This is a genomic window from Mycobacterium sp. EPa45, from assembly GCF_001021385.1.
Taxonomy (GTDB): Bacteria; Actinomycetota; Actinomycetes; order Mycobacteriales; family Mycobacteriaceae; genus Mycobacterium.
On the sequence record NZ_CP011773.1, the window covers coordinates 965992 to 979221 of the forward strand.

The 13230-nt window shown below is 67.6% G+C and carries 10 protein-coding genes; 2 read left to right on the top strand and 8 right to left on the bottom strand.

Annotation, left to right across the window (positions count from 1 at the left end; genetic code table 11):
- Position 1: 1 nt before the first annotated feature.
- From AB431_RS04530 to AB431_RS04565, 8 genes are all read right to left on the bottom strand, one after another.
- Positions 2-1384, bottom strand: coding sequence for an adenylosuccinate lyase family protein (locus tag AB431_RS04530; RefSeq protein WP_047328934.1), 1383 nt, complete (start codon positions 1382-1384; stop codon positions 2-4).
- A complete protein-coding gene (locus AB431_RS04535) occupies positions 1381-3348 on the bottom strand; it encodes an FAD/NAD(P)-binding domain-containing protein (RefSeq protein ID WP_047328935.1) in 1968 nt (655 codons plus the stop codon). Before AB431_RS04535 ends, AB431_RS04530 begins: the two co-directional genes overlap by 4 nt.
- Positions 3338-4372, bottom strand: a complete 1035-nt coding sequence (gene aroF, locus AB431_RS04540) for a 3-deoxy-7-phosphoheptulonate synthase (protein WP_047328936.1) — start codon at positions 4370-4372, stop codon at positions 3338-3340. Before aroF ends, AB431_RS04535 begins: the two co-directional genes overlap by 11 nt.
- Positions 4373-4545: 173 nt before the next feature.
- Positions 4546-5838, bottom strand: coding sequence for an ATP-grasp domain-containing protein (locus AB431_RS04545; protein ID WP_047328937.1), 1293 nt, complete (start codon positions 5836-5838; stop codon positions 4546-4548).
- The gene (locus AB431_RS04550) at positions 5838-7607 is read right to left on the bottom strand and encodes an MFS transporter (RefSeq protein ID WP_144418193.1); all 1770 of its coding nucleotides are present in this window, start codon (positions 7605-7607) and stop codon (positions 5838-5840) included. The genes AB431_RS04545 and AB431_RS04550 overlap by 1 nt, the downstream gene beginning before the upstream one ends.
- The gene (locus tag AB431_RS04555) at positions 7607-9301 is read right to left on the bottom strand and encodes a class I adenylate-forming enzyme family protein (protein ID WP_047328938.1); all 1695 of its coding nucleotides are present in this window, start codon (positions 9299-9301) and stop codon (positions 7607-7609) included. Before AB431_RS04555 ends, AB431_RS04550 begins: the two co-directional genes overlap by 1 nt.
- 36 nt (positions 9302-9337) lie before the next feature.
- Positions 9338-10564 (bottom strand): aminotransferase class I/II-fold pyridoxal phosphate-dependent enzyme, encoded by a 1227-nt coding sequence (locus tag AB431_RS04560; RefSeq protein WP_047328939.1) that lies wholly within the window; start codon positions 10562-10564, stop codon positions 9338-9340.
- Positions 10561-11484: a prephenate dehydrogenase gene (locus tag AB431_RS04565; protein ID WP_047328940.1), complete on the bottom strand. Its 924-nt coding sequence runs from the start codon at positions 11482-11484 to the stop codon at positions 10561-10563. Before AB431_RS04565 ends, AB431_RS04560 begins: the two co-directional genes overlap by 4 nt.
- Before the next feature lie 256 nt (positions 11485-11740).
- On the opposite strand from AB431_RS04565, the gene AB431_RS04570 reads away from it, so the two are divergent.
- Both AB431_RS04570 and AB431_RS04575 read left to right on the top strand, forming a co-directional pair.
- Positions 11741-12184, top strand: coding sequence for a Rieske (2Fe-2S) protein (locus tag AB431_RS04570; RefSeq protein WP_047328941.1), 444 nt, complete (start codon positions 11741-11743; stop codon positions 12182-12184).
- 100 nt (positions 12185-12284) lie between these two features.
- Positions 12285-13214: a CHRD domain-containing protein gene (locus AB431_RS04575; RefSeq protein ID WP_158423508.1), complete on the top strand. Its 930-nt coding sequence runs from the start codon at positions 12285-12287 to the stop codon at positions 13212-13214.
- The last annotated feature ends 16 nt before the right edge of the window (positions 13215-13230 follow it).

The window sequence follows — 13230 nt, forward strand, 5'->3', positions numbered from 1 at the left end:
GTCAGTTCTCTTTCATCGATGCGAAGTGTTTCAGCGCCCGGTCGACCAGTCGACCGGAAATCCCGGTGTAGCCGGACGGGTCGAACAGCCCCGGGACGCCGGGGCACGTGACCCCGGCCTCCTGCAGCGCGACCTCGAGCAGCTCGGCGACGTCGGTGCCGTCGCGCTCGGCCGCCGCGGTGACCTCGGCCAGCAGGCGTTTGGCAGTGCCCTTGCCGAGTAACGGCGCCAGCACCGCGTTGACCCGCTCGGAGACGATGGCGCCACGAGTCAGTTCCAAATTCGCGGCCATCTTTTCTGGCCGCACCTGAAGCGTCTCGATCAGTTGGTGGGCGTTGGCGGCTGCACCGGCGCCGATGCGCAGGCACTCCCGCAGCGGTTGCCACTCGGCGTGCCAGCCGCCCGAGGACCGTTCGTCCTCCACCGCCATCGAGCTGAACAGGACGACGGCGATCGGGGGCAGCTGCCGTGCGGCGGTGGCGACGAGCGTCGCGAAAACGGGGTTGCGCTTCTGCGGCATCGCCGAAGATGCACCGCGGCCCGGCGCCGGCTGCTCGGTGACCTCGCCGATCTCGGTTCGACTCAGAACGAGGACGTCGGCGGCCAGCTTGCCGAGCGCTCCGGTGGCGATCATCAAACTCGCCGCGACGTCGGCGAACGGAGTGCGGATCCCGTGCCAGGGCAGGACCGGCTCGGCCAGACCGAGCCGTGTGGCCACCAACGCCGGCAGCCGCAGCGTCACACCGTCCGGATCCTCGGTGTCCAAGGCGTATTGGTGATATGCGGCAAGGGTTCCCGCGGCACCGCCGACCGAGACCGGCAGCGCTGCGCGCGTCTGGCGCACTCTCTCGAGCGCGTCGAGCACCAGCTGCAGCCAGGTCGCGGCCTTCAGGCCGAAGGTGACCGGTACGGCGTGCTGGGTGAGCGTGCGCCCGGCCATCGGTGTGTCCCTATGCCGTGCGGCGAGTGTGGTGAGGTCGTCGGCGGTCGCCTGCAGATCGTCGACGATGCGCTCCAGCGTTGCCGCGCACAGCAGGGTCAAAGCGGTGTCCAAGATGTCCTGACTGGTGCTGCCCCGATGCACATACTCGGCGGCGGCCGGGTCAATGGATCGGACCGCCGCAGTGAGTTGCTCGACGAAACCGACGACCGGGTTGGCCGTATCACGCACGCCTGCAGCCAGTTTCGCGAGATCGATGTGTGCAGGCGCAGCGGCGGCTCTGATGGCCACCGCCGCGCCCGCAGGAATCACGCCCAATTCGGCCTGCGCCTCGGCCAGTGCGATTTCGGTCGCGAGCATGGCGCTCAGCAGCGCGTCGTCGTCGACCAGGTCCGCCGCTCCCGTCGCGGCCCACGCCGGGGCCAGGATTCCGTAGTCCGTCATGCAGATCTCTCCGTGAGGTTGTCAGTCGCCATCCGAATGCTGGCGCGGGCGATGGCATCCGAATCGCCGAGGATCACCGAGTTGACGCCGGGGCGAATGCCTGCCGCGGTCACCCAGTGCACCGACTCGGTGGGGACACCGAACGCGAAACGCCGTGGGTGCGCGCGATCGTGCGCGTCGAGCAGCCGGTATGGGCGGCGGGTGACAGCGACCCCACCGGCGACCCAGTGCCCGCCGCTGCGGATCGGGATGCGATGGGCCCGGCACTCACCGCGGTCGCGCAATGCCTGCAGCAGCGGATCGGCCGTGCGGTGCAGGTCGGTCTCCGGCAGGCGTGCCTCGATCAGCGTCGCCGACCGCACGGTGATGTCGGGGCAGACCGCGGAGTGGGCGACGAACTCTCCGTCGGTGGCGTCGACCCGCATATCCGGGCCGAGCACTTCGAGCACGCCGGCGTCCATCAGGGCGCAGAACTGCTCGATCCGCTCTGCCGGCGGCCCGATCGACAGGAACGCGTTGAGCGGCATGTACCACCGCTGCAACTCGTCGCGGTACGAGTCGCCGGACAGACCGCCGTGGTCCACCAGGAGGCGGATCTCGTTGCGCAGGTCGCGCAGAACGTCCATGGCGGCCTTGCGGGGACCGGCCACGTTGCCCTTGTCGGCCTCGCGAACCTCGTCGTCCAGGTACTTCCGCAGCCAGCTGCGGAACTCTGGTGTCGACGCGATGTCGTCGTCGGAGAAGGGAGTCGCGATCTTCCGCCAGTCCCAACCGCTTTCGGCGTCGATGTCGAACTTGGCGAGCACGGTGCGCTGCGCCTCGCTCTCCTCAACGGCCAGCGGGTCACCGAAGAGCGGTATCGTCGCGGGCTCCGCCGCGGCGAATAGGCTGGTGAATTCGTCTGCGTCGCAGACGCATCGCCGCTCCTGCACCAGCGTCGCGTAGTACACGGTGCGCACTTCCCGGTCGATCAGCGGCCAGATGTCGCGGCGGAAGTCAGCCGGTGCGCCGGCGTCGGCGCGGGCCCGCAGCCGTTCGATCACATCGGCGGTCGCGTATCGCGGCGTGTGGCGGCCGAACGAGCCCTTCTGGTTCTTGCCGCGGGCGTGGTAGGGGACACCCCGACGGGATCCCACCACCAGGCGGGGCTCGTCGCCGGACGGGATGTAGGTGAGAGTGTTGTCGGCGTCGCGAACGAAAGTGCCGCCGCGGCCGATGGTGAACAGTGCCATGTAGTCGAAGAAGTTGAGACCCATGCCGCGCAGGATGATTGGCTCGCCGGCGGGTATCGCATCCAGCGGCACATCGGCCGGGTTGTTGGGGGCGATGTAGCGCAGGTCGTTCTGATGCGCGAATTCGCTCAAGCGCGCCTCGGGCTCACCGAGGTGGTGCGGCATGTGACCGAGCGCGAGCACCACGGACTGCAGCTCGCCGATCGTCTCCCCGTTACCGAGTTCGATCTGCTGCAATCCATCGGCGGTGTCGCGGACGTCGACCGCGATTGCCTGGTGCGACACGAAGCTGACGGACGGGGGTGCCGTCCAGATGATCCGGTCACGCGCCCACTGCAGATACGCGCCATAGAAGGGGCGCGACGGGTAGTCGTCCGGCCCGAGCGTAAGGGCCTCGGCGCGAACATCTTCGGGCACCGTCGGGCTGCCGACCAATGCGATCGAGCGGGCCCATTCGTAGAGGCTCGGCCCTGCAACGACCGGTCCGTCGCAGTCGACGGTGTCGTCGACGAAGATCGTCACCTGGCAGGCGACGGTGTTCATCAGCAGCACCCGGTCCTGGGTGCTCCGCCATACCTGGCCGCCGTCGAAGACATGCGGGTCGATGAGGTGGATGACGAGCTCCTGCCCACGCGCCAGAAGCGATTCCGCGTTGGCGCACAGGCGTTCCGCGACCGACAAGCCGCGCGGCCCGAGGCCGACGATCGCCACGTGCAGCTGCTCAGTGAACACCGGGCACCTCGCTCAGGTGCCGCCCGAGTCCGGCCGCCAGCGGTGCGAGCCGGTTCATCACGTCGGCGAACTCATAGGGCATCAATGCCTGCTTGCCATCGCACAATGCCTGCTCCGGCGCGACGTGGACATCGATGATGAGCGCGTCGGCGCCGGCTGCGATCGCGGCCAAGGACAGCGGTGCCACCAGGTCGGGGTGTCCACCGGAGTGGCTGGGGTCCACCATGACCGGCAGGTGGGTGCGCTGCTTCCAGAGCGCAACCGCGGTGAGGTCAAGGGTGAAGCGGGCCGACGGCTCGAAGGTGCGAATCCCTCGCTCGCACAGCACAACCTGGTCGTTGCCCTCGAGCAGCAGGTACTCGGCCGCGGCGAGGGTCTCCTCGACGGTGCAGCCGAAGCCGCGCTTGAGGACGACCGGAAGGCCACTCTGGCCGGCGGCGGTCAACAGGGCGAAGTTCTGCATGTTGCGCGCACCGATCTGCAGGGCATCGACGACACCGGCCAGACGCTTGACGTGCTCCGGGTCGATCACCTCGGTGACGACGGGCAGGCCGGTGCGTTCGCGTGCCTCGGCCAGGTGCTCGAGGCCGTCCCACTGCAGGCCCTGGAAGGAGTGCGGGGAGGTGCGGGGCTTGAACACGCCGCCTCGCAACCCGACGGCGCCCTCGGCGGCGACGACGGCCGCGGTGGCCAGCGTCTGCTCGCGCGACTCGACCGCGCACGGCCCGGCGATCACCGCGACGGAGCCGTCGCCGATCGTCGTCGGCCCGAAGGAAACCGTGGTGCCACCGGGACGTAAGTCCCTGCGCCCCAGCCACGCCTCGCTGTGCTTGGCCACCCGATGGGTCGGCGCAGGCAGCTGGGGGCTTGCGGTGTCGATGAGGTCGGCGTCTGCGACAGAGAGAACGTAAGCCTCGCCGAGGCGGTACATCTCGGCGTCGTTGTCTTTCTCAAGGTGGCGCAGCCATCCTTCGATGCCGGCGCGGCTGACGGTCTGGTCGAACACGAGCAGTGTGTTGGTCATGCCCTAATAGTCGTGACCAGGGCTTTTCTGCGTAATTGCCGGCGATACCAGAGTCTTGCTGTCGCGCGGATAGGTTTTCCTAGCTGTGAAGCAAGGCTGCGACATCGCGCGAAAACGACACTAGGGCTGTGAATCTGGTCGATTCGCAGCCCTAGTGTCGATCTCGTTGCGCGCTACCTCGTGTGAATGCGGATGGCCGCCCGCGCCCGCGCCTCGATCTCGTCGAGTTCCGCCAGCGTTGGCGCGTCGATGAAGAAGGTGACGGCGCGGTCGTCGGAGCTGCGGATGGGGCCCAGCGTCGCACCGCGCGGCTCGTAAACCAGGACCGCACGCAGCGCCGGTGGATGGTCGGGGGGCAGGGGCGCCATGTCCGGCCAGGGATTGCCGTCGTCGACCCACACCGGCGCGACGCCATTCCAGTCGATCGTAACGTCGACGAGTGTGCCTGGCGTGTGAGCGACGTACACCTGACGGGTGTAGCGCCGGGCCGCGGGGTAGTCGGCAGCCTCGCCCAACGCGATCCGCAGGATCTCGGGCTCCATCCGCCGGCCCGTCGCCAAGTGGTAGAGCACCATGATCCCGTCGCCGGGTGTGCGGGCGGCGACCTCCATGAGGCGGGGGTCGCCGCGTTCGTCGAGTCGCCACTCGGCATGGGTGATCCCGTTCTCGATGCCAAGCCGGTCGAGCATCTCGAAGGTGGCTCGCTGCACCGCATCCCAGTTGTCGTCGCGTGGAGCCGGGACGGTGTGCGCCATCTCGACGAAGTACTGCGAGTCGACGTCTGTGGTCTCCTTGCGCGTGACCGAGGAGAACAGGGTCTTGCCGTCCTGCGTCAGACTCTCCACCGAGTACTCCTGACCGCCGATCATCTGCTCGACGAGAATGGTTTCCTCCGCTGGGTATTCGGACAACTGAGCGGCCAGCTCGGCGCGGTCGTGCACCATCTGCACGCCTTCGCTCGAGTGTCGTGTCGCAGGCTTGACCACGGCGGGGAATGGCACGGAGCCGACAGACTCGCGCGCCCCGGGCGGGATCAGCACGGACACCGGGCTGAGGTCGGGTAGATACCAGCGCTGCAGGTATTTGTTGCGGCAGGCGCGTGCCGCCCGCAACCCCGGGAACGGCAGCCCGAAGTAGTCGGCGACCAGGCCGGTCGGCTCGACGAGCGTCTCGCCGACTGCATAGATGCCGACGATCTCATACGACTGGCGCCAGCGCTCGGCGTGCTCGATGACCCCGGGGAGGTAGGAGCCCTCGCTCGCCACCGACCCATCGACGAAGGCGATCTCGTCGATCGCGGCGGCTGGATGGGCGGGATCGCCGCGGTGGGCCTGGGCATACGACCGTGAGATGGCCGGGGTGATCACCAGGACCGTGAGGTCGCGGCGCCGCACGTCGTCGATGTACACCGAATCGCGGCAGACGACGGGCAGGTATCCGGTCAGGATAAAGGCGCGGGGTTTCATCACGAGTTCCTCACTGATGCGACGGGAATTCTGTTGGTGTTCTTCATCCGTACGGTCGACGCACTCGACGGCGGCGCCGCGACCGCACCCCGCAGGGTGTTGCCTTCCAGCCGCAGGACTCGGCTGCCGATCCGCACGGACATCCCGGGCAGCCAGACGACCGGCTTCCACGGCGCGATTCGGGTCCATTGACTGTGTCCGGCCGGCCGGATGGTGACACCGTTGCGCGACTGCCGGTCGATGATGTACACCCGCCCGAACACGCTGCGAATCTCCAGATGGGCTCGGGATATCCCGTTGGAGCGGACCTCGATCTGGATGGGGCGCAGCCCACGCCGCGCCGCATCGCTGCCGTGTGGATCTCGCCCGACCACGCAGTCGCGGTCGAGCACGAACCGTGAATTGTCGTCGAGGACAACGCATTCAGGGCGTCGGTGGAGTTGCACGGTGGTCTGCGCAGGAATCTGCCGACGGGCCGGCGGACGGACGGCAAACGGGGCGGTGGCCAGCACGACGGTGGCGGGTTCGTCGCCAACCACAGTCTCTACCACCTCCGACATCGGGAAGGGCCGGCTGCGCAGCGCCCACTTGACGACGGGCACCGTCGCCAGACCGGCTGCGGTGAGCAACCCGCCGAGCAGCAACCAGCCGGCTTGCCCGATGCCCAGGCACAGGGCGCCCAGCACCGCCGGTGCCACCGCGAACGCCGCACCCAGGCCCATGTCCTGCAGGCCCACGTACTCACTCTGTGCGTGAGCAGGTGCCAGCTCGAAGCTCAGCGCGAATACCGCAGCAGCATGGCACATCTCGCCCACCGAATGGATGGCGACCGCCACCAGCAGTACCGCGGCCGCGGCCCATGCCGGCAGGTGCGCTGACACCGCGACACCTCCGCAGGCAAGCAGGAAGACGAACCCGGCGACCCGCATCGCGGCGGCGCCCTGGCCGACGGTCTTGACCTTACGGCCGACCCAAACCTGCAGTGCCACCACGCCAATCGTGTTGACGATCAGCACGGCGCCGACCATCCAGCGGGGCGCGTCCGTCTTCATCGCGATCCACAACGGCAGGGCGAACGTGATCACCGCATACTGCAGACTCATCACCCCGTTGAGAATCGTGTACACGACGAACGGCTTGTCGCGCAGCGCGACGCCGGGCCGAGTACCAGGCGGAGCAGGCAGCGGCGGAAAGTGCGGGAGCCGGGCGCACACCCACGCGCCGATCAGAAACGTTGCGGCGTTGGCGATGAACAGCATCTGATAGGCGGACAGGCTGTGCAGCGTCAGCGCCAAGCCCCCGACGGCGGCACCGATGCCGACACCGGCATTCTCGATGGCTCGCAGTTGGGAGCGGTAGGCCGCCGCACCCTCGCCGCCGACGCGGCGGATGAGCCCGCCGCGCGAGGCCCTCGACGCCGCCGTCGCCAACATCTCCACCACGGTCACCGCGACGAACATCCAGATGCTGGTGATGAAGATGTAGCCCACCATCGTCACCGCCAGCACCACCAGGCTCAGCGATGCGACCCCGCGGGGCCCCCGGCGGTCGGCCAGGTGGCCCATCGGGACGCCGGCGAACAGCCCGATCAATCCCGCCACCGCCAGCCATAGACCTACTTCGGAGACCGAAAGCTCTAGTCCCTCAGTGAAGTACAGGACCGAGGACGTCATGAACATGCCGGTGCCGATGTTGTAGATCCCGGTGCCCAAGCCCAGGCGGCGACGCGCGCCGGGCTCTGGCACCAGGGCGGACAGCCAATTGCCCATCACGCGACCGCGCTATCGGGCTCGGACATGAACGCGGCGACCGCGCGGTTCTCCGGTACCGAGCACAGTGCGATGTCGTTGTACCGCTCCCGCAGCTCGCGCTTGAGCACCTTGCCGGTCACGCCCACCGGGAAGTCCTCCGGAGTCAACGCGACGTCCAGGATGGCGATCCGCGGATGTTCGCCGGCCTTCTCCAGGACCGAGTTGGCCATCACCAGAAGGCCTTCAGCATCGGCCGATGGATCACGACTGATGACGACGGCGACCGGAACGATCTGCTCACCGACCCGCCCGGCGACGACCGCGCAGTCGGAAATGGCGCTCATCTCGCTGAGCAGCACCTCCTCCATCAGCACCGAATAGCCGGTGCCCTCGGCGGTTTCAATGGCGTCCTTCGTCCGGTCGACCACGAAGTAGTTGCCGTCCTCGTCCTGGTAGACCAGGTCGCCGGTCAGCCAGTAGCCGCCCAACTTGGAGCGGTATGTGGTGTCCGAGTCGTTCCAGTACCCGGCGGTGATCGACGGGCCCTTGGCGCCGAAAAAGCCGACCTCGCCGATGGGTGCCTTGCTGCCGTCGGGCCGCAGGGCTGCGACCTCGGCGACGGGGTCGGGCTTGCCGATGCGACGGTCGGAGCGTTCCGATGCCAGCGTGCGGGGCTGGACCACCAGACCCCAGCCGAGCTCGGTGGTGCCGAACCGGTCGTAGAAGGTGGGTGGTTCCTGATCTGCGCTGCGCTTGGCGAGGATCGCCCCGATGTGGGCCTCGTGGATGGCGTCGCCCATGTTGACCCAGTAGTCGACGGAATCGACCACACCGGGCGCTGTTTCGACTGCGGCCAGCTCGGAGTAGGCGTGGGCGAATGCCATGACGCCCTTCGGCTCGTGCTGATGCACGGCGGCGGCCAGCTCCTCACCGGTCGGGTCGTAGAGCGCGACCAGCGGTGTGCCGGCCAGGATCGAATAGGTGGTGTAGACGATGCAGCCGAGATGTGACTGCGGTTGGGCGGTCATCATCCGCTCTTGGGCGGGCTCGATGTAGTTCGCCAGGCGGAAACGCGGCCCTGCGACGCTGGATGCGTGAGTCTGGGTGACCGCCTTGGGAATTCCCGTGGTCCCGGACGAGTGCATGATCGACACCGGGTCCTCGCCCGCATGGTTGAAGCGCCAGTCGTCGGGCAGTGCGGCTGCCTGCGGGGCAGGCAGATCCTCGACGAGCTGAATCCATTGCAGGCTGGTCAGCGACCCGAGCCCGTGGTCGATCGCGGCGAGGCGTGATTGAGTGGTGTAAATCCCCACCGGTGTGGTGCGCTCGCAGAGGCCGAGCGCCAGCGCCGGCGAGGCCTTGCTGTTGATGAGCACTCCGATCGCGCCCAACTGCGCCAGCGCATTCAGGTGGATCGTGTAGGCGAACGTGTCCTCCATGTAGAGCGCCACGCGGTCACGTGGGCCGACGCCCTTGTCGTGGTACCACACCGACCAGCTCTGAACGAGTGCGTCGATCTGGGCGAGGGTGAATTCGGTCTGCGCTTCGCCCGCCGTGTTGATCACCGGCCGGCCCGTGCGGATGAACGGGATGTGCGGATCGGGGTGCACGGCCATGGCCGTCTTCAGCAGGTTGCCGCCACCGAGTTCGGGCAGTGCCGCCAGGTGCGAACGCTGTTCGGGGGTCAGCACAGCGTGGGTGGTGATGGTCATGGGTGTAACTCCTTGTCGGTAGGTGTGATTGGGGGATCAGAAGCCGAGGGCGTGGGCGGCAGTCTCGAGGTCGTGCTGGTGGTGCAGGCTGGACACCGCGAAGCGCATCAGTCCGGTGCCCTTGGCGACGGTGGGGTAGAAGGCCGGCAGGACCAGCACACCGGCCCGCTTCAGCCGGCGGGCGGCCGCGAACGCCTTCTCCTCGGTGTTGAATACCGCGCCGCGGACCGGTGAGTGCAGCCCGGCGTTGACGAGAGTCCCGCCGGTCAGCCGGTCGAACTCGGCGGCGTTGTCCCACAGCTGGGTTTGCAGCTTCGCCACCTGGCCGTCGACGTGCAGCCGGGCGGCGGCGACGTTGGCGGCCAGCATTGGCAGCATGATCGAGTGTCCGAACACCAAGGGGTTGGCGAACTTCCGCAACACCCGCATGTCGTCGTCGCTGGGCACCACCGCGAAGCCACCGGCGCCGCCGAAGGCCTTCGAGAGTGACCCGGCTAGGACGACGTTCCGCGGCAACCTGCCACCCAGAGCTTCGAACGCATATCCGGCGCCCAGTGCTCCCTCGATCGAAACGCCGTGGGCGTCATCGACATACAGAATCCCGCCGAAGGGCTTGAGGATGGCGCGCATGGACGCCACGTCGATCAGGCCGCCCATCGAACCGACACCGTCGACCAACACGATCGGGGTGCGCCCGGTGGCGGCGGCCTCGTGCACCGCCTCGGGCAGCGCGGTCGGGTCGGTCATGTCGAAGCGCTTCGTCGGCCCGATCTGCTCGAGAACGCCGCGGATCACCTGAATGGACGCGTGCGCGGTCTTCTCGACGAGGAACGTGACGCCGGCCTCGGACACCGGATAGCTGGGCAGCGCACCCGCGCCGAGCAGCGGCAGCAGGCCCAGATGAACATTGCTCACCGAGGTGAACGCGGCGACCTGCGCACCGCCGTACATGACCGACAGCAGCTCCTCGAGCTCGGCGAGGTACGGCGGCCGGCCACGGTTGCGCGATGTCGAGAAGTGCAGTCCGAACCGGCTCATCGCCTCGGTCGCCGCGGCGATCAGATCGGGGTGCGACTCCAGGCCGAGGTAGGAGCAGGAGACGAACTCCACCGCGTCACCGCCGTCGGCCAGCGTGACTCGCTTACCGTCGCGTGCGGTAATGACGTGCCCGGTCAGGCCTTCGGCGAAGGCGCGATCGAGGGAGTCCGAGGTCTTGCTGACCCGCGATGCGACCCAGTTGGGCCGGCTCATCAGTTCCGTCATGTCATGTTCTCCTTTGTGAGGTCAGTTGTCATGGCGCGCAACGCTTGTGCGCTGCGCTCGCGATAGGAGCCCCGCAGGGGGCCGAACAACCCGCTGAGCCGCTCGAGCAAGTCACCGAACTCGCCGCAGGTGCCGTCCTCGACAACACCGGCCAACTGCGACACCCCGCGCGACAGCGCGCGGCGGGCCGCCGGGGCATATGGGTTGGCCGCCTGGACGTCCCAATACACCTCGGGCGCACCGGAGGCGATGCGCGCCAGCAACGACAGCAGCGCGCGGTGGGGTGGTGGGGCTATCCGGTCCAGATCGGCGATGTCGACGTCCAATTCGGCCAGCGCGGCCCCGAAGGCGATCACCGCGGCGTGGGTGAGCGCCTGCGACGCGGCTGAGATTCGGTCGTGCTGGTCGGCGGTCACCGGCACCACTCGCGCGCCCCATTGCGCGATCAGTTCGTGCAGGGCACGGCCGCGTCGGCCGTCACGCACGGTCACCGATGCCACCGGATGCCCGGCGAAGCCCAGCGCGGGAGCGAACATCGGGTTGAGGCTCAGTGCCTCGACATCCCGGGCGATCGTGGTGGCCGCGCGCAGCGTGGGAACCACTGCGGACTTGACCGACAGCGTGTCGACGATCAGGGCGTCGGGCCGCAGCGTGCCGACCAGCCGGCCGATCGAGACCAGTGCCACCGGTTCGGGAACGCTGAGCAACACGGCGTCGGCGGTGCGGACGACGTCCGCGACTTCGGCTCCGGGATCGCTGATGTCGCCGCGGACGAAGCGGGTGACCCGATGGGTGGGCCCGGGGATGGTGCGGTCGACGATGACGACGTCGTTGCCGGACTCCTGAAGTCGTTCGGCGAACAGTGCTCCCACCGCTCCCGAGCCGCCGGCGATGACGACGCGCCCGATGCTGCCGCTCATCGCTGCTCGTCCTGAGTTGCGGTGACGCCGTACTGGTCGGAGGTCATGAGTCAAATAGTCGCGATCGCGCCGTGTTTCAGTAATCGCCGGCGATACCAGATTCCCGTTGTCGATGGGTAAGGCTTTCCTGTCCCCGGGGTAAGGGTCGAGGGTTTCGGATCACGCGCCCGCATCGCAGAAATCGGATCGGTAGACGTGTGCGATAACTCCTGGAACAGTGAGGCGTTGGCCCGTGCACCCACAGAAAGAGGCTTCGATGCGTCCTGATTACGTGCGGCTTGGTCGCCGCACCGTGTTCATCGGCACAGGTGTCGGCCTGATCGGCTTCGTCGTTGCCGCCTGTTCGACGAGCAAGACTCAGCCGGCGGCGAGCTCCACCGTCGACGCGACCACCCCGGCCACGTCTGTGCCACCCGCGCCGCCGAAGGTGATCGCCAAGACCGAGCAGGTGCCCGTCGGCTCAGGAGTGATCATCGACGACATCGTGCTCACGCAGCCATCGCAGGGCGTCTTCAACGGATTGTCGGCAATCTGCACCCACCAAGGCTGCAAGTTGGACCGGGTGGCGGACGGGACCATCGACTGCCCGTGCCACGGCAGCAAGTTCAACCTTGACGGCTCGGTTGCCAATGGGCCGGCCAAGCTGCCGTTGCCGACGAAGTCGATTACTGTCCAGGGTGATTCGATCCTGCTCAACTGAAACGAATTCGCTCCGGTCCGCCTCCGCGGCCCGTACCCTGATCGAGTCAACCGCCTTCGCCGCCGAGGGCGATCGCGCCAGTGGAAGGCGGTACATCAGCGTGGCTTCTCCGACAACCAGATCGAGCGCATTACCGATCGTGATCGCAGGCGTGGTCGTCGCCGCGATGGTGGGGGCGTGCAGCTCGAATTCGGCACCATCAGCCACGTCGTCGAGTGCCACCCCCACGACCTCGAGCGCCACGCCGTCTGGGTCGACGACGACCAGCGCTGCCGCGAGCGGCCCGACCCAGATCATCGTCCCGCTCGGCAACGAGCCGTCCGGAACTGTGACGCTGACCTGGGACCCCCAGACCAAGTACATCACCGCGAAGATCGCGATGGTCGGTCTGACGCCGGGTAGCACTCACGCCATGCACATCCATCAGGGCACCTGCGACAAGCAGGGCGACGTACTGGTCCCCTTCCTCGACGTGACTGCCGACGACACCGGGAAGATCAACGATTCGATGTTGAGTGCGCAGCCCTCGAATACCGGATTGGTCGCGGGCACATTACTGAACATCCATCTGGCGCCCGCCAACGAGATGGGCGCTCCGGGATCGCAGACCTACATGCCGATTTCTTGTGCCAATATCGACCCGGCGGCCGGGGCGACACTGCAGATGGCGCCGTTGCCACAGTTCGGCGATCACCCGCAGAGTCAGGCAATTCTGAATTACGACCCGACGGCCAAGGCGCTCACCGTGTCGACCCGTGCCACGGGACTCGTCCCGGGCAGCGCGCACGCGGTGCACATTCACGCCGGCTCGTGTGACTCGCAGGGCAAGGTGGTCTACCACCTCAACGATCTGGTCGCCAAAGCTGACGGCGTCGCCGAGACCACCACTGTCGTCAAGGATGTCGATCAGGCCCCACCGACGAGCGGCTGGTACGTCAACGTTCATCTCGGCGACCACGACCAGATCGAAAAGGACGGCAAGCCCGCCCTGTTGTTCGCGCCGATCCTGTGCGGCAACGTCACCAAGTAGCGCCATGGCGACGCCT